Raw genomic sequence first — 19,979 nt, 5'->3', positions numbered from 1 at the left:
TAGATTCAATAAAAAGAACCCTTCACCGCACCAGTGAAGGGTTCTTTAATCATTAATTTGATTGTTTTTCATTCCGCTCACTTTTTGTAAGCAACCAGTATACCGGCATACCCACGATCACAATAATTACTGAGTAAAGAGCATCTAACGGTGTATCAATTAATGTGCTTACAACAATATAAACTGCACCAGCAATCGCTATAATAGGAACTAAGGGATAAAAAGGCACTTTATACGTTTTTGCATCCGGGTCTTTTTTGCGTAAGATGAAGACCGCAAAGAATGCTAGCCCATAAAAACTAAAGACAGAGAATATTGCCATATTGGTAAGATTGTCGGGATTTGTTATAACCATCATGATAATCGCGATGACCACTTGTAAAATGGTTGCATTTATAGGTGTTTTAAACTTGGGAGATATTTTACTGATTTGTTTATGACCAGGCATCATTTTATTATCCGCCATTGCTAGTGTTATGCGCGGAAAGGTTAGAAGTTTCCCGTTCAAACAACCGAAAATCGAAACCAATATTCCTATGGCTATTAATTTTCCACCCAATTCTCCAAAAAGAAGTGTCGCCGCAACGTTTGCTGCATTTGTTCCATTAGCTATAATTCCCTCTGCACCCAATACATGAAGCATAGCAAGGTTTACAGCTAAGTAAGCAACCATGACAACAAGAATTCCCGTAATAATCGCTCGTGGCAAAGTTTTCTGTGGATTTTTCATTTCGCCTGCCATGAAGCCGACATTCATCCAGCCGTCATACGCCCAAAGTGTAGCCAAAATGGCACCGGCCATACTGATTTTCATTGAACTTTCACTATCTATATTGAATACAGGCATCTCACCTTGTGCAATTCCGAATACTGCAATGAAAATAATCGGAATCAATTTACCAACCGTCGATAATGCTTGTATCATACCGCCGTATTTAGTCCCTAGCAGATTCATACCGGCTAAAAATACAATCGTTAGAATTCCTATAAACAATGTATAATCCGTAGAGATATTAAATATCCCTGCCACTAACAACCCAAAATATAAACTGAGTGCGCCCATAACTGCAGGCCCATATACTAATGTTTGAACCCAGCCGCACAGAAATCCCCATACTTTTCCGTACACTTCTTCTAAATAGACATATAAACCGCCCGTTTTAGGAATGCGTGTACTTATTTCAGCAATTGTCAATCCGCTAGCTAGTGTAATTAAACCACCAATCAACCAAGCTAATAAGGCCATTGTTGAATTACCGCTTAACTCAAGCACGTCACCAGGCTTCATGAAAATACCAGAGCCGATAACTGTACCAACTACAATAGATGTTCCAACCCAAAAGCCAATCGTTTTCTTCAATTGGTCATTTCCCATGATGTCCTCCCGACGTGTACACATGTACTTATTTTATACTAAAATTATATCATAAAAATTATACAGAAATAGTTTATGTAATAGTTAGAATATTACATCATTACCTGAAACTGTTGGCATTCCTGAACTGAGAGGGTTTTATTAAAATTTTATTATTTTTTCGAATTCTGAATTGAACCTCTAAAAACCGAATATTTTTTATCCATTTATGAATATACCGATTATTTATCTACTAATTACGAATTAAAAATTATCCAACGATTAAATTGTTCGCTATTTTGGAGAAAACTTTGAAAACACAAAAAAAACCACCCCTTATAAAAGGAGTGGATGTGACGTTCCTTAAGGCTTTCGTTCGTATTACCAAATAATAAACAAAAGCACAACTGCCAAGACAATCCGGTAGATGGCAAAAGGAGTCAATTTAACTTTATTGATTAATTTCAAGAAAAAGCGGATACAGAATAACGCAAAGATAAATGCGCTGATGAAACCTGCGATAAAGAATGGCAGAACTTCAGGTGTGAAGAATTGCCAATATTTCACTATTTTCAACAAACTGGCACCAGCCATGATTGGAACTGCCATGATAAAAGTGAAATCAGAAGCCGCCCGGTAGCTCATACCTAATAGCACACCGCCTGATATTGTTGAACCCGAGCGTGAGAATCCCGGCCATAGAGCCAAACATTGAATTAACCCTACACCCAGAGCTTGTTTATAAGTGATTTGGTCAACCGTTTCTGCAGTCAGCTTTGGACGGAATTTATCAGCCGCAATCATCAACAATGCGCCCAAGATTAAGCCAACGATAACCGTCTTCATCGTAAATAAATGTTCATCAATATAATCTTCAAACACTAGTCCTAATACGGTAGCTGGTAACAATCCAACGATGATCTGCAATAAGTTAAGCTTTTGGCCCTGCACAGCAGATGTGTCTTTCATTTTCCTTAAGCCGAGCAAGTCCATGAACCGTCCCCAGAAGAGAACGACAACAGCAAGAATCGACCCAAGCTGAATTACTACCTTAAATGCATTGGCCACTTCACTGCCGAAAAGTTCGTTCGAATTCAGCCATAAATCATCAACGATAATCATATGCCCTGTAGACGATACAGGAGCAAATTCAGTTAATCCTTCTACTAGTCCAAGGATAACCGCTACAAAAATTTCCCACATATTCATTATTTTCACCTCAAAATTTGCGGACCTATTTATGGAAATACCATTAGTATTTTACTCGTTGTTTAATATATTGTCTATTAAACTTTGCTGAAAGAAATTTGAGGTACATGTATGATAGGTACTAAGATAAATTCTAAAAGGAGTGATGAACTTGAAAAACATCCAAATTTTTGCCCATAGAGGGTCCAAAGGAACACATCCTGAAAATACTATGGCCGCATTTAAAGAGGCAGCACGAATCGGAGCTGAGGGAATTGAGTTTGACGTCCATCTTAGTTCAGATGGAGAAATGATCGTTATCCATGATGAAACACTTGACCGAACTACTTCTCTTTTAGGTTATGTAAAAGATTGTTCAGCACAAAAATTGAAAACTGCAGATGCTGGGAGCAAATTTTCTGAGGAATTCCTTGGAGAGCCAATTCCTTTCTTAAAAGAAATTTTCGACTGGGCTATAGATAATACATTGTTGATGAATATCGAAATCAAAACTGATAAGCTCCCATATGAAGGAATTGAACAGAAGATTGTTGATTTAATTCGGCAGTATCGATTGGAAAATCGGGTAATTCTGTCCTCATTCAATCATCAATCAATTGAAAAGGTGAAGAAGCTTGCTCCTGAAATCGAGCGAGCATTATTGTTTGAGGGACTACCTGAGAACATCGAAGAAATCCTTAGCGCAAAAAAAGAAGCTGGGTTCCACCCTGATAGAAATAGCCTGACTGAAACTATTAATCACTATGCGAAGAAACTTGGATACAAAGTCCGGCCATGGGTCGCCAATAATAAAGCTGATATTATCAAGCTCGCAGAGATGGATGTCGACGTTATCATGACGGATTTCCCTGAAAAGGCAATCAAAACCTTAAAAGCTTGGCAAACAAGCGACTAACATAAATGCGAAAGAGAAGGAGGACGATGCTCCTTCTCTTTCTAATCCATTTTTATTCAGTTAATTAACGAGAATAGTTTGATCCGCCTAGTTGTTGTTCAGCCATTTGAACTAAACGTTTCGTAATTTCTCCACCAACAGATCCGTTAGCGCGAGCAGTAGTGTCGGCACCTAAGTTTACGCCAAATTCACTAGCGATTTCATTCTTCATTTGTTGTAGAGCTTGCTCTGCACCAGCTACTACTAATTGATTGCTACTATTGTTGTTTGCCATGTGTTTTCACCTCCTACTAATATTAATTTGCATTTTAGACTTAAATTATTATTACCAATTTATTGAATTATTTTTCTTTATGATTTCCTGCATTCCAAAGCTCTTTATCATGAATTTCTTTTTATGCTCATAAACTGTTAGGAAACTTTCAGTAGGAGGGAAAAGAATTGCAAATTCATGTGGTTAGGCCAGGCCAGACGTTATTTGGCATCGCCCAGACGTATAGCGTAAGCGTTGACCGGCTCGTGGAAACAAATAAGATCCCTAACCCAAATAATCTTGTTACGGGGCAGGCCCTTGTCATTCCAATTGTCGGCAGTTATTATTTCGTGCAATCCGGAGATAATTTATATTCGATATCTCAAAAAGTTGGTGTCCCTGTTCAAGAATTGGCAAATATAAATGGTATTTCTGAAAATCAATCTTTATCCGTTGGATACCGTCTCTACATTCCTGCACGAAAGAAAAGGACGGCTGAATTTAATGGCTATGTCGAGCCGAGGGGCACGACCGTTGCACCGGCCCTTGAGACAGCTGCAAGGGAAGCTGCGCCCTATTTGACCTATTTAGCTCCATTTAGCTTTCAGGCGCTTCGTGACGGCTCCTTAAAGGAGCCATTGCTCGACGACTTTCCTGCCATCGCCAAAGAAAATAAAAATGTATTAATGATGGTAATTACGAATCAGGAAAATGACCAATTCAGCGATGAGCTCGGGCAAATTATCTTAACGAATACTTCTGTTCAGAATAAGTTCCTGAACAATATCGTTGCAACCGCGAAGAAATATGGTTTCCGGGATATCCACTTTGACTTTGAGTTTTTACGGCCGTCTGATAAAGAAGCGTATAATCAATTTCTCCGAAAAGCCAAGGAACGTTTCAAAAAAGAAGGATGGTTTATATCAACTGCACTGGCACCGAAAACAAGTGCAGAGCAAAAAGGACGCTGGTATGAAGCGCATGACTATAAAGCACATGGTGAAATTGTCGACTTTGTTATCATCATGACATATGAATGGGGATATAGCGGCGGGCCCCCAATGGCTGTATCACCAATAGGCCCTGTCCGCGATGTGCTCGAATATGCCATCACGGATATTCCAGCCAACAAAATCCTGATGGGGCAAAATCTATATGGCTATGATTGGACATTGCCCTTTGTGCAGGGTTCCATTGCCAAGGCCATCAGTCCGCAGCAGGCCATCCAGATTGCGGCAACCAATAAAGTATCAATCGAGTATGATGAAAAAGCGCAGGCTCCTCATTTTAGATATACAGACGCTGAGGATAAACAGCATGAGGTCTGGTTTGAAGATGCCCGATCTATTCAGGCAAAGTTTGATTTAATCAAAGAATTGAATTTAAGAGGTATGAGTTATTGGAAGCTCGGTCTAGCCTTTCCTCAAAACTGGCTTCTTTTAAGCGATAACTTTAACGTACGAAGAAGGGTTTGAATCGCAAATCGCAAATCGTAAAACTTTCAGGAATACCGCGGAGAGTGCGAGCATATAATCTAACATCGAGCATAAAGTCCAGTTCCAGGATATGTGACTCATCTATAAAAGCCTTCCGTCGTTTAACGGAAGGCTTTTATCATTTTTCCACCTTAATCGTCTACTGATACTTAGTTTTTCAGCCTTTTTGATATCAGTCTCGACAAAATCAAGGAATCCATCAAGAAATTTTTCAGTTTGCATTATGAACCTTTGATATAGATGGTACTTGGATCCAATGTCGTCCTATATAATTAATTGAATAGGTGTTCCTATAACAATCGAATCATCCAGCAGGTTAAGTTAACTATCACGTTCTCCCTATTATCAAAATTCTTTAGAATACCCGGTTTTCACCCCCTCGGATTCTTCACTACGCCTTTTTACTTTAAGACAAAAAGAGGTTTTTTCATGAGGGGGATTCATTCAAAATTTGTCCATTCAATCCTTATGAGCAAAGACTTTTTTGTCCATACTAAAAAGGAATAGCTAGGGGGGGGGGAAAAACATGTTTCGAATCAAACCATTTAATATCGTCTTTCCCGTCTTTCCAAGAATTCCGCGTTTTATTAGATTGCTTTCTATCATCTCTCTATTTTTAATATCATTTGGTATTATAATTCATCTAGTTGAACCACAGAATTTCCCTACCTTACTTGATGGTATCTGGTGGGCAATCGTCACTATGGCAACGGTAGGTTATGGAGATTACACTCCAAAGACGGATCTTGGAAAGATCATTGGAATATTCCTCATTTTGTCAGGTGCAGGCCTAATCACTTCTTATTTTGCTTATATTGCTAAAATGTCTATCTCCAATGAACAGCAATATCTAACAGGGAAAAAGGAATTCTCTAGCAAAGGTCATATTATCATCGTAGGCTGGAATGACCGTTCTAAAAGAATTATCAGTAACATTCATGATAGTAAGCATCATCAAGCAATAGTCCTGATAGATGATACGTTACAAAAGCATCCGCTGCCCAGAACAAATATCCACTTTGTACAAGGAAAGGCAACCTTAGATTCCGTCTTGCAACAAGCTAATATAAAACAAGCCATACGAGTTCTTATCACTGCTGATCTTAAGCAAAATGAACTTCAAACGGACATGTTCTCAATTTTAACGTTATTGGCCGTCAAAGGACTAAATCCGAATGTGTATTGTCTAGTAGAAATTTTAACGCAGGAACAAAAGGACAATGCTTTACGAGCTGGAGCAGATGGTATCTTTGAAACAAATAAGTTGGCTAGTGAATATATGCAGGATTGCTTATGGAAAGGGATGGCCTGGGAGTTTGAAGAGAAAATAGAAAAGTGGAGTTTGAACATTAAACAGCTGCCCACTCATTTCGAATGGACAGGTTTGTCATTCAAACAATTGAGCGTTAAGTTATTTGATAAAAACATTTTATTAGTCGGTATCATTTCAGGAGGCGAGACGATAATCAAGCCCCCTGCAGATGTAATCATTCATCGTAATGACACTCTACTCATCATTGAAGATTAATGTATTAAAAGCTTCTCTAAATCATGGACTAGTGATTTTCCGTATGAGATATAGTTCTCCGGGAATTCCGCATCTGGATTTTCCGGTTCAGCAAACTGATTTAAGGAGGCTGAGAGGTTCCCAATATTTCCTTCATCGTCAGTACCATCCTCGTACTTATGAGATAACAAAAACGGTTGTAAAAGTTCTACCATCACCCCATCCGTATCAAGTGACCCATCAACAGCCTTGAAAGGAATTCTTAAAAATTGATAACCATCACTGTCATCCATTTTATAATCAAAAGATCCATGGTCATAGTCCCAGCCTCCGCCTATCACATAGCCTTCTGGTTTTAACTTCGTCTCAAGATCAAATAAACCGAATGTTTTCCCTTCCAACTCAGAAGATATTTTAATCATTGTAAAAACCTCTTTCGCTAATTTTTTATTAGCATAACCAAAACGGCTTTAAAAAAACCTGGGATTACTACTATTCCTCCCTCGATTAAGCATAAAGAAGATTAGCTTCGTCGCTCCATTTCTTTCTGCCGAACCTTCTGTTGCATTGCTTCCGCCGCATCATCCGATTGGTAAGCTTCCTGAATATCAGCCTGGAGCTCACTCCTCTGTTTTTCAAGCAACTTGATTGCACTTGCATCAAATCCCTCCCTTCTATTTTTAAATTGCAATTACCGTTATCAAAGATGCATATTAACTTTCCCTTAGATAAAAACAAAAAAGGTATCAAGCTTGGACAGTGTTATCCCGCTTGATACCTTTTTTTAAATAATGATTATAGGCGCTGTTCGAGCTCCGCTTTTTTCTTTTCATAACCTGGTTTGCCTAAAAGGGCGAACATATTCACCTTATACGCTTCCACTCCAGGCTGATCAAATGGATTGACTCCTAGTAGGTAACCGCTCATCGCACAAGCTTTCTCGAAGAAATATACGAGATAGCCGAAAGTATACGCATCTAGCTGCGGCACCGATAAAATTAGATTTGGAACACCGCCGTCTGTATGGGCTAACAGCGTACCTTCGAAAGCTTTATTATTGACGAATTGCACCGTTTCTCCTGCCAAATAATTCAAACCATCCAAGTCATTGTCCGCTTCTTCAATTGAAATTTTATGGCGGGCTTTTTCCACTTTGATGACCGTTTCAAAAAGATCGCGGCGTCCTTCCTGAACATACTGTCCTAATGAATGCAGATCAGTTGAAAAGTTGGCGGATGCAGGGAAAATTCCTTTTTGGTCTTTCCCTTCACTCTCTCCGAATAACTGCTTCCACCACTCGGAGAAGTACTGAAGTCCAGGCTCATAGTTTATCAGCATTTCAATAGTCTTACCTTTATTGTATAGGACGTTCCGGACTACTGCATATTGGTATGCCTGATTATCAGCTAGCTCAGAAGAACTGAATTCCACTCTAGCATGTTCGGCACCCTCCATGATTTGATCGATATCTGCACCGCTCACTGCAATTGGAAGCAACCCTACTGCTGTTAATACTGAATAACGACCACCAACATCATCAGGAATAACGAAGGTTTGGAACCCCTCTTCTGTTGCCACCGTTTTTAATGCTCCCTTTTCTTTATCAGTGGTCGCATAAATGCGGCCTTTTGCTTCTTCGACACCATATTTTTGTTCGAGCAGTTTCCGGAAAATTCGGAACGCAAGAGCAGGTTCAGTTGTCGTGCCCGATTTTGAAATGACATTGATGGAGAAATCCTTATCCGCCAACAAATCCATAACATCTTGCATATATGTAGAGCTGATATTGTTACCGACAAATATTATTTGTGGTGTATTTCTTTTGTCCGAAGGCAAAAGGTTATAAAAACTATGTTGAAGCATCTCAATGGCCGCACGTGCCCCTAAGTAGGATCCGCCAATTCCGATAACCAATAACACATCTGAATCATCTTTTATTTTAGCGGCTGCTTTTTTAATCCTTAAGAATTCTTCCTTATCAAAATTGGCAGGTAAATCAAGCCAGCCAAGATATTCATTGCCCGCCCCTGTCTGTTCATGCAGAGAATGGTGTGCCACTTTTACAGCATCCTGTAAATAAGTCATTTCATGTTCCCCAAAAAAAGGTAGAGCCTTTGAATAATCGAAACGTAAATGGGCCATGCCAATTCCTCCTCTAATTTTATGTTTCTCTTTCACTTTATCTGATGTATTAATCATAATCAAGAAATCGATAAAGTAAACATCAGATTAATTATGCCCTTGTTCAGATACTCTCCACCCTTTTGAGGTGGGAGTACTACAACTTTATAACACGAATTATAACGAAGCCCGTAAAATGGCAAGAACATCTTCACGATTCAACACTTTAAAATGGCCAAAATCACCTCTGCTCATCGCTTTATCGGCCATGATCTCTAACTGCGAGTCGTCGATGCCATAATCCGCAAGACGTGTCGGCGCTCCTAAACTGCTCCAAAATGTACGAAGTCGGTCAATTCCCTCAAGCGCTGCTTCCTCATCCGTTTTACCTTTCGGATCTACCTGAAATACGCGAACAGCGACCTGCTTGAAACGGTTGACATTTTCATGGAGAACATGTTTCATCCAATTTGGAAATAAGATAGCCAATCCTCCAGCATGGGGGATATCATAAACAGCAGAAACTGCATGTTCAATATTATGTGTAGCCCAATCACCGTTGTAACCAACCCCAAGAGATCCATTTAAGGCAAGGGTTCCCGCATATAAAACCGTAGCCCTGTGCTCATAATCCTCCAGGTCTTCTAATAGTTTTGGAGCCGTTTCAATGACGGTCAACAAGAGTGATTCACAAAAACGGTCCTGAAGAGGTGCATGGGTTTCAGGATGGAAATATGATTCAAGCACATGTGACATCATATCAACCATTCCGTAAACCGTTTGATTTTTTGGAACTGAAAAGGTATTTTCAGGATCTAAAATGGAGAATTGCGGATAAACTAAAGGGCTTCCCCATCCGTATTTCTCTTTCGTATCCCAGTTTGTTATGACAGAACCTGGATTTGCTTCAGAACCAGTTGCGGCTAAAGTCAGCACTGTTCCAAACGGAAGGGCTTCATTCACTGGTGCCTTTTTAATTACGAGATCCCATGGGTCTCCATTATATTTTGCACCGGCAACAATGGCCTTTGTAGCGTCAATAACGCTTCCCCCGCCAACTGCAAGCACAAAGTCGATTTGATGCTTTTTACAAAGCTCCACACCTTTACGGACTGTAGAGATGCGTGGATTCGGTTCAACTCCGGAAAGTTCGTGTATCTCCGCATTAATCTCCCCTAATGCTGCATTTACTTTATCATAAAGACCATTTTTCTTTATACTTCCACCGCCGTAAACAAGTAACACTTTATCACCAAAGGCTGGAATTTCAGTTTTTAGATTTTCAAGCTGATTCTTCCCAAAAATTAATTTAGTAGGATTTTTATAAGTAAAATTCTCCAATGCAGTCTCTCCTTTTATGACACTTCACCCTCTTTTCGGGGCCACTACAGACTCCTTGGGCAATGGGGATTTTTTCATTTCTTATTATGCCGAAAGTTCCATATAAATACAAAGTATCCGTTCGGAAGTTTTGTCCGGATGTATATTTACATGGTGAAAAAGCATGATAAGTAAAGAACTAACTTTTTTACAAAGGAGGCTGTACAATGAGTGGAATACAAAAAACTGCACTTGTTTTTACAATTATTGGTGCCGTAAATTGGGGATTGATCGGGTTTTTCCAATTCGATATAGTTGCTGCAACCTTCGGTGGGCAAGATGCTGCATTGGCTCGTATCGTTTATGGAATAGTCGGAATTGCCGGACTCATCAACCTTGGTCTTCTCTTCAAAGCAAGTCCTGAAGTTTCAAGAGAGCCTGAAGCTAAACCGACTCGTTGAAAGTCATATAGATATTTTGCTTATATAATAAAGCCGGTCCATGAATAAACTCATGCCCCGGCTTTAATACTTTTTTTCAATGCGTTCAAAGTCCTAATCATTTACCGACTGATCAATTACATCGGAGGTACAAAGCGAATGGCATTTTCGTATTTCATTGCAGTTTTACTTCCGGCTTCAATTCTCCTCAATCACAAGCAAAAATTTTCCACCTGAAAGAGTTTATCAGCAATAAAAACCAGGGGAATTCATCCCTATACTCCGCTTTAGAGACCAGAGACATGGCGGTTACCGTCACGCATACTTTTTTAAACAGAGAAACCCCGTACTATAAAGGGTTGAAAATTCTATATGAATTATAATGCTATATAAACCAAGTAAAATGAGCATAAAAAAACCGACTGATCAAATGATCTGTCGGTTAAAAAAATTATTTTTTGATTAGGTCTTCGCGTTGAGATTGCTCAATCCAAGCTTGAAGTTTGTCTTTCAAAGAGTTGAAGCCTTCAGTAGATTCAATGTGAGATGTTGCTTTAACAGATGCTTGGCGTTTTTTAGGAGCCTTTTTCGGAGCTTCAGTACGCTCAGGAGCTTCTTCTGTTGCGCGGATCGATAAGCCAATTTTTCCAGCAGCTGAATCGATAGAAAGCACTTTAACTTTTACTTCATCGCCCACTTTTAAATGTTCGTTAATATCTTTTACGAACCCGTGAGTAATTTCAGAAATATGAACTAAACCTTGAGTTGAATCATCTAGAGCAACAAATGCACCGTATGGTTGAATACCAGTTACTTTGCCAGTAACTACAGCACCAATTTCGAATTTTTCAGACATGGTAACACTCCTATTTTATATATATTTTTTCGTCTTTTCACGCAATAAAAAATTATATCACATAATTGGAAAATAATCAAAGTTAAGTATATCATACTTTTTGGGTTTTTACTCATAAAAAATGTTTGTTTTTTGGAAATACTTATTAATATAAGATTGCTATTTATAACTTATCCTAAAAATTTGCAATTAAACATGATTTCCTTTAACATATTCACTTATTTTTCTAAAAATTGTAACATTAAAACACTACCCAATTCTGAATAATCATAGTAAGATGAAAAAATGTCTAAAGAAAGCAATTTTCATGCTAAATATTCTTTACATCTAAAGGAGTTTTTTTCATCATGTCAAAACAAGAACAATGGACTTCAAAGCTTGGCTTTATCTTGGCAGCGGCTGGTTCTGCAATTGGGTTAGGTGCCATTTGGAAGCTCCCATATATGACCGGGGCGAATGGCGGCGGAGTCTTTTTCCTTCTCTTCATTTTGTTCACCCTACTTATCGGTACCCCTATTTTAATAGCGGAATTTACCATAGGTCGAAATGCACAGAAAGATGCAATTAGTGCATATAGACATATTGCCCCAGGTAAGCCCTGGGTCCTAATAGGGTATGGCGGAGTCATTGCGTCCATTATTTTACTTTCCTTCTTCAGCGTCGTTGGAGGCTGGATTCTCTCCTATTTAGCAAGAGGCTTTACTGGCTCTCTCTCAAACTTGACGCAAGCGGAATACGCAAACTTCTTTAATACAATAATCAGCAATCCATATGAAACGGTTATAGCTCAATTTTTCTTCATGGTCTTGACGATTTGGGTTGTACAAGGCGGCGTCTCCAAAGGGATTGAAAAAGCGAATAAATATATGATGCCTTCGCTGTTCATTCTTTTTATTGTACTTCTGATCCGTTCCGTGACACTTGATGGAGCAATGGAGGGCGTCAAATTCTTCTTGATGCCTGATTTCTCTGCTTTAACAGGGCAAACGATTTTATTAGCACTTGGCCAATCTTTCTTTGCATTAAGTGTCGGAGTATCAGTGATGGTCACCTACGCTTCCTATTTAAGTAAGGAAGAAGATATTGCAAAATCGGCCTTTTCAGTCGTTGGATTGAATATCTTCATTTCTTTGTTAGCCGGTTTGGTCATCTTCCCGGCAGTATTTGCACTTGGATTCAGTCCCTCAAGTGGTCCTGGACTAGTATTTGTCGTTTTGCCTGCTGTTTTTAATGAAATGGCCTTTGGCGGCGTATTCATGGTGATTTTCTTATTTTTATTATTATTCGCCACTCTTACCACGTCTTTCTCAATTCTTGAAATCGTCGTTGCGGCCATGATAAAAGGCGATGTTACTAAGCGGAAGAAATCGTCCTGGATAGCTGGAATTCTCGTTTTCTTAATTGGGATTCCAAGCGCATTATCATTCGGAGTTCTTTCCGATGTGAAAATTTTTGAATTATCCATATTTGATTTTGCTGATTATCTTACAAGCAATATCGCCCTTCCCGTTGGTGCATTGTTCATTTCCCTTTTCATTGGTTACCAAATGAAAAGAATCCAAGTTCAAAAAGAGTTCGAATCAGGTGCAACTCCTGGCTCATCCCTATTTAGAGTTTGGTATTTCTTGATTCGCTACATCGTACCAATCATGATTATGCTCGTGTTTCTCAAGTCGATAAATCTAATTTAACATCCAAAAAAACGCCGCCTCGATATTTTCTCGAGGTGGCGTTTTTTCACAAAACATACATATTCATTCACTTCACTTATACTATAATATGGTAAAATAATTACATGAAGAATATTTCCTGATAAAGGAGTGCTTACCATGTCAAATATCGCGAAGAACATCCGTCAGTACCGAGAAGATAATCACCTCACTCAACAGGAACTGGCTTTAAAATTACGTATTGGCACCAAGAAAATTGAAATGTATGAATCAGGTGAGTCAGTCCCTGATACACAAACCATTTTACGGCTTTCTACCGTTCTTGATATTCCAGCTTCAGAATTTTTAAAAGTTAGTCCAACAGTGAATGCTGCTGGTGTTGACGAGGAAATCGAAAAGCTAATTAAGGAGATAGGAACCAAAAAGGCAAAACTTATCCTAAGAACAGCTAAAGATTTTAGTGAAGAAAAAATTCTGAATGTTATGCATAATTTATATAAAACGCAAACTTAATTAAAAAAATGCTGGTTGTACATGTATTTTTTTCCAAATCGCGGGATATAATAGAATTAACACTTTCTATGTTAATCCATTAGATTAACTCTTTTTTCTAATTCCCCCTATGGAAAAGGGATCCGTCGCAAGTAACGACAGGATCCCTATTTTTTTGCATTTATTCAACAATGATTCTTCATGAAACGTTCCATTCTTTTCAGTGCTTCTTGAAGTTGCTCCATGGAAGAAGCATAGGAACATCGGATATGCCCTTCACCACTTTCACCAAATACATCTCCCGGTACAACAGCAACTAATTCCTCCGTCAGAAGTTTTTCTGCAAATTCCAACGAAGTCATCCCTGTTCTTTCGATAGATGGAAAAGCATAAAAGGCCCCTCCTGGTTTATGGCAGTCCAGACCGATGTCATTAAATGATTTCACGATATAATTTCTTCTTCTCCGATAACTCCTTCGCATCTCTTCCACATCTTGCATCCCGTGCTTTAATGCTTCCAATGCTGCATGCTGCGCCATAGTTGGGGCACACATCATCGCATATTGGTGAAGCTTCAGCATTGCTTCGGAAATTTCTTTAGGCGCACATACAAATCCTAGACGCCATCCAGTCATCGCAAAACCTTTAGAAAATCCATTGATTACAATTGTACGTTCCAACATGCCATCAATGGCTGCAAAAGAAGTAAATACCTCATCATAAGCAAGCTCTGCATAGATTTCATCGGAAATAACCAGTAAATCATGTTTTTTAACGATATCAGCAAGCATCACTAATTCTGCCTGCTCTAGTTGAGTACCTGTAGGGTTATTCGGCGAACAGATTAAAACGGCCTTCGTTTTAGGCGTAATCGCCGCTTCGAGTTGTTCAGGCGTTAACTTAAAGTCATCATCCTTAGAGGTTTGAACCGTGACTGGGATCCCCCCTGCCATGGTGACTAATGGTGCATAGGCGACAAAACAAGGTTCGACGACGATAACTTCTTCACCAGGATTCAAAATAGTTCTCAGCGTAATATCGAGTGCCTGGCTTGCGCCAACCGTTACAATAATTTGATCCTCAGGTCTATACGGAACATGGAACTGCTTCTCCATATATTTGCTGATTTCTGACCTTAATTCAAATAATCCGGCATTAGCTGTATATGAGGTATATCCTTCCTCCAATGAGTTGATCGCTGCTTCCCTTACTGCCCATGATGTAACGAAATCTGGTTCACCAACACCAAGTGAAACGACACCTTCCAAATTGGCAGCCAGGTCGAAGAAGCGGCGAATACCTGATGGTTTTAGCTCTGCGATCGTCCTTGAAACATAACTCGTTTTAATCATGGTGACACCACGATCCGCTTATCTTCTTCAGTTTGATCAAATATAGTGCCGTCATGCTTGTATTTTTTCATAATAAAGTGAGTCGTAGTAGATATAACAGAATCAAGTGTCGAAAGTTTTTCTGATACAAAGCTTGCCACTTCATTCATCGAACGTCCCTCGACAATGACGGAAAGATCATAGGCGCCAGACATTAAATAGACGGACTCCACTTCTTTAAATTTGTAAATTCGTTTTGCGACTTCATCGAAACCCACACCGCGTTTTGGTGTTACATTTACATCAATCATCGCAGTGACACCATGGTATTCATCCACTTTTGCCCAGTTAATAACTGTTAAATAACGGACAATCACACGCATGTCTTCTAATTTCTTCAATGTTACTTCAATGTCCGCTTCTGATAACTCGGTCATTTTCGCCAAATCCTTCAGATCAATCCGGCTGTTATTTTCAATGATTCTCAAGACTTCCAATTCCTCTTCATTCAAGTGCATTGGAAAACCCCCTTTTTGGAATTCACTAATTTAGACGTGATGTTTGGCTGGCAGATAGTCTGATGATTTACCTTATTAGACTTTTATAGAATCATGTACGACAATATAAATTAATAAGTCCTATTCTGTCAGGATAAACTTACACTATTATATCAAAATTGATTGAAAACCTGTTATAGTAATTGTCTTTTTTCATGGTTATTAATACAATTACTGTTATGCAACAGTGTTAAAGAACAGAATTTTTGGGTTTTCAGGGAAAATCTGTGATTGAGACAATATCTCTTTATTTAGATGAGAAATAATAATAGAGAAGGGGCTTCATATGGAAGGTCATACAATTAAAGGCATCGAACAGGTGGGAAATATTGATATCTATTTTGAATATGATCAAATTAATGATTCCTTTCCGACCCTTGTATTACTGCATGGGTTTTTATCATCCAGCTTCAGCTTCCGTAAATTAGTACCTTATTTAATCCAAGATTTCAATGTAATCTCGATTGATCTTCCTCCATTCGGTCAAAGCGGGAAATCTTATCGATATACATATTCTTTCCAGAATATCGCCAAATCCATTGTCCAGTTTTTAGAAGGCAAAAACATCAGGAAATTTAGCATCATCGGGCACTCTATGGGTGGCCAGGTTTCCTTGCAACTCATTAAATCACATCCGGACCTGGTTGAACATGCCATTCTCCTTGCCGGTTCAGGCTATCAGCCTAGCTATTCAGAAAAAATGAAGATGATTAGCTATCTGCCTTTCTTTTCTTTCGGAATAAAACGGTATCTTCAAAAATCGGGGATAGAAAAAAACTTAAAAAACGTTGTTCATAATCAAGCCATGATTGACGATGAAATGCGGCAAGGCTATCTAGAACCATTCATTAAGAAGCATGATATTTTTCGTGCGCTAGGAAGGATGCTACGCGATAAGGAAGTCGATTTATTAGAGGAGGATCTTTATTCGATTCAAACGCCTTGTCTGCTTGTTTGGGGTAGGCATGATAAAGTAGTACCCCTGAAGATTGGTGAAAGGTTACATAGAGACCTTCCGAATTCAAATCTTGCCGTTTTAGAAAATTCAGGACATCTGCTTCCAGAGGAGAATCCTGAAGAAGTGTATCACTTGATTAAGGAATTTTTAAGGACGCCGACTATCCAAACATAAAAGAGGATGACCCTTATTTCGGGTCATCCTTCACTGTCTTTAGATCGAGCAGCTGGCATCATTCTTTATGATTAGCAGCTTCTTCGAAACATCCAGACATTTTTCCATCATAACGGGCGCATCAAATGCGAAATCATAGATAGATTTTATTTTTTTCGCCAGTTCCTGTGGGTTATCTATATCTCGGATTGCAACAACTGTATCCGCAATTTCCGGCTCATATAGTTCCCCGCCAATCTGAAAAGGGTCCCATTCTTGCAAAACGGCAACCAACGCTAAATTCATTTGTTGTGTATCCATATAATCATCACCTGCTCAATATATTCAGAGAACATGATATCATAGTATCATAACAACACGCTTTTCGCGAAGACGACAAATTTTTAATTCGGTGGTGGATATTTTGAAAGAGTCAATTTTTGAAGAACACATTAACAGGGAAAATACAGGATCAGTAAAATGGGATAAAAACTCGCTTAAATCATTGTATGGAAGAGAAGATGTACTTCCAATGTGGGTCGCGGATATGGACTTCCCTTCTCCTGAGGGCATTCAAAAAGCGTTGATTGAACGCCTGAATCATCCGGTTTTCGGTTATACCATCCCTTCCGAAACGGTTTTCACCGAAATTCAAAGCTGGCTTAGAGACCTGCACTCCTGGCCCATCACAAAAGAATGGATCTCATTTAGCTCTGGCGTCGTTTCAGCCATTGGTACAACGATCCAAGCATTCACGAACCCGGGTGATAAAATATTGGTACAATCACCCGTCTATACACCATTTTTTGATATGGTCAAAAATAATGACCGGGAAGTGGTCAATAGTCCGCTTGTCATAGAAGACGACCGCTTTAAGATTGATTTTACGGATTTTGAAGACAAGCTGAAAAGTGGAGTGAAACTATTCCTGTTTTGCAGTCCACATAACCCAGGCGGACGCGTCTGGACAAAAGACGAACTCCTGCGGATTGGCGAGCTCTGTGTAAAATATGATGTAATCATAGTCAGTGATGAGATTCACGCTGACTTATTCCATTCAACATCCAGACATTATCCAATCGCCTCACTTTCAGAAAAATTATCGGACACAACAGTTACGTTAATGGCACCAAGTAAAACATTCAATATAGCAGGCCTTCAGGCTTCATTCCTGATCACCAGTAATGAAAAACTTCAGAAGCAATTGCAAAAGGCTCAAACGAAACTGGCATTTCATGGACTGAACATCCTAGCTTTAACAGCTATGGAAGCCGCGTATCGAGAGGGCTTACACTGGCTGAAAGACATGATTGGTTACATCGAGGAGAATATAAAAGTGGCAGAGGAATTCATTGCTGCTGAAATTCCTGCACTGCATGTCATGCATCCGGATGCCTCTTACCTTTTATGGATTGACTGCCGTGATCTAGGATTGAACGACAAGGAAATTAAGGAACGACTGATCCATCAAGGGAAGCTCGCATTAGAGCCTGGTTCAAAATATGGCCCTGGTGGAGAAGGTTTCGTCCGGATGAATATTGGTTGTTCACGCAGTGTGCTGTTGGATGGGCTTAATCGATTAAAATTGGCTTTTTCATAAGAAATAACAAAGAACCAGGTTTGAAGCCTGGTTCTTTGCTTTTTTCTATTAGTCCTTCTCTTCTTCTACATATGGATCATGCTCATAACGAGGCAGATCCCCAATCGATGTTTGTATATTTTCTTCAATAAGTGTTTCCTTCAATTCTTCATACTGGGAGTTAGGATAGACCGTTATCTCCTTACCGTATATATCCACGCCTACAAAATTTTCATAATCTTCAACATACCCAATATTTTCTTCAGACTCGACATACATATCTTCATAATCGTTAGGAGGATAAGCAAAATCAGAAGGCGTTTCAGATGTTCCATAGCTAGCAACTTCCTGCCATGAATCTTCCGCATCGAACCCAACCGATTCGTCCCGCCCATCATAATCAAACCTTCCAAATGGAGGTCCCAACACTTCCTCTTCTACCGGCCGATTGTCAGAAGTTTCTTGAGATGGCGAATGTTCGACACAAAAGGTAGTCGTCGGGATAATGCTCAAACGCTCAAGAGGAATTTCTTTTGAACAAACTTCACATTTCCCATACTTTCCTGCATCAATTGCTTGAAGTGCTCGATTAATATCCCTAATTTCATCTCGGACATGCTCACCCAGCGCCAAATCTTTTTCACGCTCATATAATTCTGTTCCTTGATCACCAGGATGATTATCATAGCTCGATAACTCACCAGTCGAATCATCTTGACTTCTTCTTAAACCAAAGTCACCCGAGTCATTTAATTGCTTTTCCAACTCCTGCTTTGTGTGCTGCAATTGCTGTTGAAAGCTTTTTAGCTGCTGTTTAGATAGCATGTGCAACAATCCTTTCATAATCGTTCTTCCCTCTAGTATTTCTATCTTTACTTCATTCCATAAAGGTACTTTTTACCTCAAGAATAAATCGGAAGAGAGAACAAAGACTAATAAATGAAGTTCCAAAAGATGGGCTTTTTCGATTAATCAACATGATTGTTCAGGACAATTCAGAGAGATGAGGACGATGCTGCAATATTCATTTCAAAGCGTAAATTTCGTGTAAGCCTAAACAATAGAGTATTTGTTCATGAAGTATTCTTAAAGGAGTGAGCGCCCGCTTGTACGATTTAAATAAAATAAGGCGAACACATCATTCTGTGTTCGCCTTATTTTTAATTATTGATATATTTTTCAAAAACATAACCGAAATCTTTAATATGATATTTTTTCCGGCTTTCCATCAGCCATTCAAAAGCAGCGGAATTAATATCCTTAAAACTCGCGGCCATTTGACTTCCTTCAGTCCGCACTTGGTTCAAAGTGGAAGAAGCAAGGTTTACACTTTGTTGAGCATATTGAAGGGCATACTCATTTTCATGACAAATTTCCGATATTTTAACAAGTGATTTGAACAAGTCCTTTAATTCTTCGATGAATTTTTTATGAACATCAATGGAGAAAGTTTTTGCCCCAATCGAAAATTTAATTTCTGCATCCAAATCCACGGTGCCTGCCGTTTCAAGGGTCACGTTGGAAATATTATGCTGGCTATAGCTATACCTCGTAAGTGTACGCTTTTTACTAATGGCACTTGTACCATCCAAATGGATAAAAGCCTGATTCGTGAAACAGTACTCATCAGTTTTCGATTTAATCAGGAAATAAATTTTTTCCTCATCTTCATGCATGATGTAATCATCTGCATCCACCTTGTCATAGTCGACAGGTTTAATTACACTTCCTATATCGCTGAGACCAAGGGCATCAGCCGCAATTTTCTTAAACAAATTCCATTCCTCC

21 protein-coding genes are annotated in these 19,979 nt (G+C 39.1%); 8 read left to right on the top strand and 13 right to left on the bottom strand.

Annotated features, from left to right (window positions below; genetic code table 11):
* Nucleotides 1–52: 52 nt before the first annotated feature.
* Both ACQKMR_RS01830 and ACQKMR_RS01825 read right to left on the bottom strand, forming a co-directional pair.
* Nucleotides 53–1,375 (bottom strand): APC family permease, encoded by a 1,323-nt coding sequence (locus ACQKMR_RS01830; RefSeq protein ID WP_427695735.1) that lies wholly within the window; start codon nt 1,373–1,375, stop codon nt 53–55.
* Between the two features lie 360 nt (nt 1,376–1,735).
* Complete coding sequence (locus ACQKMR_RS01825) at nt 1,736–2,563, bottom strand: undecaprenyl-diphosphate phosphatase (protein WP_427695734.1); 828 nt, start codon at nt 2,561–2,563, stop codon at nt 1,736–1,738.
* Between the two features lie 151 nt (nt 2,564–2,714).
* Between ACQKMR_RS01825 and ACQKMR_RS01820 the strand changes: the two genes are divergently transcribed.
* Nucleotides 2,715–3,458: a glycerophosphodiester phosphodiesterase gene (locus ACQKMR_RS01820; protein WP_427695733.1), complete on the top strand. Its 744-nt coding sequence runs from the start codon at nt 2,715–2,717 to the stop codon at nt 3,456–3,458.
* Nucleotides 3,459–3,522: 64 nt separating this feature from the next.
* Here the strand turns inward: ACQKMR_RS01820 and ACQKMR_RS01815 are convergent, their stop codons facing one another.
* Entirely contained in the window at nt 3,523–3,732 is a 210-nt protein-coding gene (locus tag ACQKMR_RS01815; protein WP_376103033.1) for a small, acid-soluble spore protein, alpha/beta type, read from the bottom strand.
* Nucleotides 3,733–3,899: 167 nt separating this feature from the next.
* On the opposite strand from ACQKMR_RS01815, the gene ACQKMR_RS01810 reads away from it, so the two are divergent.
* Both ACQKMR_RS01810 and ACQKMR_RS01805 read left to right on the top strand, forming a co-directional pair.
* On the top strand, nt 3,900–5,186 hold the full coding sequence (locus ACQKMR_RS01810) for a glycosyl hydrolase family 18 protein (protein ID WP_427695732.1): 1,287 nt from the start codon (nt 3,900–3,902) through the stop codon (nt 5,184–5,186).
* 547 nt (nt 5,187–5,733) lie between these two features.
* Entirely contained in the window at nt 5,734–6,735 is a 1,002-nt protein-coding gene (locus ACQKMR_RS01805; protein ID WP_427695731.1) for a potassium channel family protein, read from the top strand.
* On the opposite strand, the gene ACQKMR_RS01800 is transcribed toward ACQKMR_RS01805, so the two are convergent.
* From ACQKMR_RS01800 to ACQKMR_RS01785, 4 genes are all read right to left on the bottom strand, one after another.
* Nucleotides 6,732–7,136 carry a YugN-like family protein gene (locus tag ACQKMR_RS01800; RefSeq protein ID WP_427695730.1) on the bottom strand — a complete coding sequence of 135 codons (405 nt, stop codon included), beginning with the start codon at nt 7,134–7,136 and terminating at the stop codon, nt 6,732–6,734. The two genes, ACQKMR_RS01805 and ACQKMR_RS01800, sit on opposite strands and share 4 nt — an antisense overlap.
* Before the next feature lie 101 nt (nt 7,137–7,237).
* The gene (locus ACQKMR_RS01795; RefSeq protein ID WP_427695729.1) at nt 7,238–7,405 is read right to left on the bottom strand and encodes a hypothetical protein; all 168 of its coding nucleotides are present in this window, start codon (nt 7,403–7,405) and stop codon (nt 7,238–7,240) included.
* A 104-nt stretch (nt 7,406–7,509) separates the two neighbouring features.
* Nucleotides 7,510–8,856 (bottom strand): glucose-6-phosphate isomerase, encoded by a 1,347-nt coding sequence (locus ACQKMR_RS01790; RefSeq protein WP_427695728.1) that lies wholly within the window; start codon nt 8,854–8,856, stop codon nt 7,510–7,512.
* A gap of 156 nt (nt 8,857–9,012) precedes the next feature.
* Complete coding sequence (locus ACQKMR_RS01785) at nt 9,013–10,176, bottom strand: iron-containing alcohol dehydrogenase (RefSeq protein ID WP_427695727.1); 1,164 nt, start codon at nt 10,174–10,176, stop codon at nt 9,013–9,015.
* A 206-nt stretch (nt 10,177–10,382) separates the two neighbouring features.
* Here ACQKMR_RS01785 and ACQKMR_RS01780 point away from each other — a divergent pair, with 206 nt between their 5' ends.
* Entirely contained in the window at nt 10,383–10,616 is a 234-nt protein-coding gene (locus tag ACQKMR_RS01780; RefSeq protein ID WP_427695726.1) for a DUF378 domain-containing protein, read from the top strand.
* Nucleotides 10,617–11,046: 430 nt separating this feature from the next.
* On the opposite strand, the gene yugI is transcribed toward ACQKMR_RS01780, so the two are convergent.
* The gene (gene yugI, locus ACQKMR_RS01775) at nt 11,047–11,451 is read right to left on the bottom strand and encodes a S1 domain-containing post-transcriptional regulator GSP13 (RefSeq protein WP_201187152.1); all 405 of its coding nucleotides are present in this window, start codon (nt 11,449–11,451) and stop codon (nt 11,047–11,049) included.
* 347 nt (nt 11,452–11,798) lie between these two features.
* Here yugI and ACQKMR_RS01770 point away from each other — a divergent pair, with 347 nt between their 5' ends.
* Nucleotides 11,799–13,142: a sodium-dependent transporter gene (locus ACQKMR_RS01770; protein ID WP_427695725.1), complete on the top strand. Its 1,344-nt coding sequence runs from the start codon at nt 11,799–11,801 to the stop codon at nt 13,140–13,142.
* A 138-nt stretch (nt 13,143–13,280) separates the two neighbouring features.
* Entirely contained in the window at nt 13,281–13,634 is a 354-nt protein-coding gene (locus ACQKMR_RS01765) for a helix-turn-helix domain-containing protein (RefSeq protein WP_427695724.1), read from the top strand.
* Nucleotides 13,635–13,798: 164 nt separating this feature from the next.
* On the opposite strand, the gene ACQKMR_RS01760 is transcribed toward ACQKMR_RS01765, so the two are convergent.
* Together ACQKMR_RS01760 and ACQKMR_RS01755 are read right to left on the bottom strand one after the other, a co-directional pair.
* Nucleotides 13,799–14,965, bottom strand: coding sequence for an aminotransferase (locus ACQKMR_RS01760; protein ID WP_427695723.1), 1,167 nt, complete (start codon nt 14,963–14,965; stop codon nt 13,799–13,801).
* Nucleotides 14,962–15,462 carry an Lrp/AsnC family transcriptional regulator gene (locus tag ACQKMR_RS01755; protein WP_427695722.1) on the bottom strand — a complete coding sequence of 167 codons (501 nt, stop codon included), beginning with the start codon at nt 15,460–15,462 and terminating at the stop codon, nt 14,962–14,964. Before ACQKMR_RS01755 ends, ACQKMR_RS01760 begins: the two co-directional genes overlap by 4 nt.
* A 325-nt stretch (nt 15,463–15,787) precedes the next feature.
* On the opposite strand from ACQKMR_RS01755, the gene ACQKMR_RS01750 reads away from it, so the two are divergent.
* The gene (locus tag ACQKMR_RS01750) at nt 15,788–16,633 is read left to right on the top strand and encodes an alpha/beta fold hydrolase (protein ID WP_427695721.1); all 846 of its coding nucleotides are present in this window, start codon (nt 15,788–15,790) and stop codon (nt 16,631–16,633) included.
* A 39-nt stretch (nt 16,634–16,672) separates the two neighbouring features.
* Here ACQKMR_RS01750 and ACQKMR_RS01745 read toward each other — a convergent pair whose 3' ends face one another.
* The gene (locus ACQKMR_RS01745) at nt 16,673–16,933 is read right to left on the bottom strand and encodes a DUF1871 family protein (protein ID WP_427695720.1); all 261 of its coding nucleotides are present in this window, start codon (nt 16,931–16,933) and stop codon (nt 16,673–16,675) included.
* A gap of 103 nt (nt 16,934–17,036) precedes the next feature.
* Here ACQKMR_RS01745 and ACQKMR_RS01740 point away from each other — a divergent pair, with 103 nt between their 5' ends.
* Nucleotides 17,037–18,212 (top strand): MalY/PatB family protein, encoded by a 1,176-nt coding sequence (locus ACQKMR_RS01740; protein WP_427695719.1) that lies wholly within the window; start codon nt 17,037–17,039, stop codon nt 18,210–18,212.
* A gap of 48 nt (nt 18,213–18,260) precedes the next feature.
* Here ACQKMR_RS01740 and ACQKMR_RS01735 read toward each other — a convergent pair whose 3' ends face one another.
* Together ACQKMR_RS01735 and ACQKMR_RS01730 are read right to left on the bottom strand one after the other, a co-directional pair.
* Nucleotides 18,261–19,034 carry a TraR/DksA C4-type zinc finger protein gene (locus ACQKMR_RS01735; protein WP_427695718.1) on the bottom strand — a complete coding sequence of 258 codons (774 nt, stop codon included), beginning with the start codon at nt 19,032–19,034 and terminating at the stop codon, nt 18,261–18,263.
* Nucleotides 19,035–19,351: 317 nt separating this feature from the next.
* Complete coding sequence (locus tag ACQKMR_RS01730) at nt 19,352–19,966, bottom strand: PH domain-containing protein (RefSeq protein ID WP_427695717.1); 615 nt, start codon at nt 19,964–19,966, stop codon at nt 19,352–19,354.
* Between the last annotated feature and the right edge of the window lie 13 nt (nt 19,967–19,979).

Origin of the sequence: Peribacillus sp. NPDC096540, from assembly GCF_050278525.1 — a bacterium.
Classification (GTDB): Bacteria; Bacillota; Bacilli; order Bacillales; family DSM-1321; genus Peribacillus.
The sequence above is the reverse complement of the archived record's forward strand: the minus strand, read 5'-3'. Positions and strand labels throughout refer to the sequence as shown.

Excerpts from the sequence above, each read along its gene's own strand:
- ACQKMR_RS01825 (WP_427695734.1), bottom strand. The coding sequence starts at position 2,563 with ATGAATATGTGGGAAATTTTTGTAGCGGTTATCCTTGGACTAGTAGAA.
- ACQKMR_RS01760 (WP_427695723.1), bottom strand. The coding sequence starts at position 14,965 with ATGATTAAAACGAGTTATGTTTCAAGGACGATCGCAGAGCTAAAACCA.
- ACQKMR_RS01750 (WP_427695721.1), top strand. The coding sequence starts at position 15,788 with ATGGAAGGTCATACAATTAAAGGCATCGAACAGGTGGGAAATATTGAT.
- yugI (WP_201187152.1), bottom strand. The coding sequence starts at position 11,451 with ATGTCTGAAAAATTCGAAATTGGTGCTGTAGTTACTGGCAAAGTAACT.
- ACQKMR_RS01780 (WP_427695726.1), top strand. The coding sequence starts at position 10,383 with ATGAGTGGAATACAAAAAACTGCACTTGTTTTTACAATTATTGGTGCC.
- ACQKMR_RS01735 (WP_427695718.1), bottom strand. The coding sequence starts at position 19,034 with ATGAAAGGATTGTTGCACATGCTATCTAAACAGCAGCTAAAAAGCTTT.
- ACQKMR_RS01800 (WP_427695730.1), bottom strand. The coding sequence starts at position 7,136 with ATGATTAAAATATCTTCTGAGTTGGAAGGGAAAACATTCGGTTTATTT.
- ACQKMR_RS01755 (WP_427695722.1), bottom strand. The coding sequence starts at position 15,462 with ATGCACTTGAATGAAGAGGAATTGGAAGTCTTGAGAATCATTGAAAAT.
- ACQKMR_RS01815 (WP_376103033.1), bottom strand. The coding sequence starts at position 3,732 with ATGGCAAACAACAATAGTAGCAATCAATTAGTAGTAGCTGGTGCAGAG.
- ACQKMR_RS01770 (WP_427695725.1), top strand. The coding sequence starts at position 11,799 with ATGTCAAAACAAGAACAATGGACTTCAAAGCTTGGCTTTATCTTGGCA.
- ACQKMR_RS01745 (WP_427695720.1), bottom strand. The coding sequence starts at position 16,933 with ATGGATACACAACAAATGAATTTAGCGTTGGTTGCCGTTTTGCAAGAA.
- ACQKMR_RS01805 (WP_427695731.1), top strand. The coding sequence starts at position 5,734 with ATGTTTCGAATCAAACCATTTAATATCGTCTTTCCCGTCTTTCCAAGA.
- ACQKMR_RS01790 (WP_427695728.1), bottom strand. The coding sequence starts at position 8,856 with ATGGCCCATTTACGTTTCGATTATTCAAAGGCTCTACCTTTTTTTGGG.
- ACQKMR_RS01830 (WP_427695735.1), bottom strand. The coding sequence starts at position 1,375 with ATGGGAAATGACCAATTGAAGAAAACGATTGGCTTTTGGGTTGGAACA.
- ACQKMR_RS01765 (WP_427695724.1), top strand. The coding sequence starts at position 13,281 with ATGTCAAATATCGCGAAGAACATCCGTCAGTACCGAGAAGATAATCAC.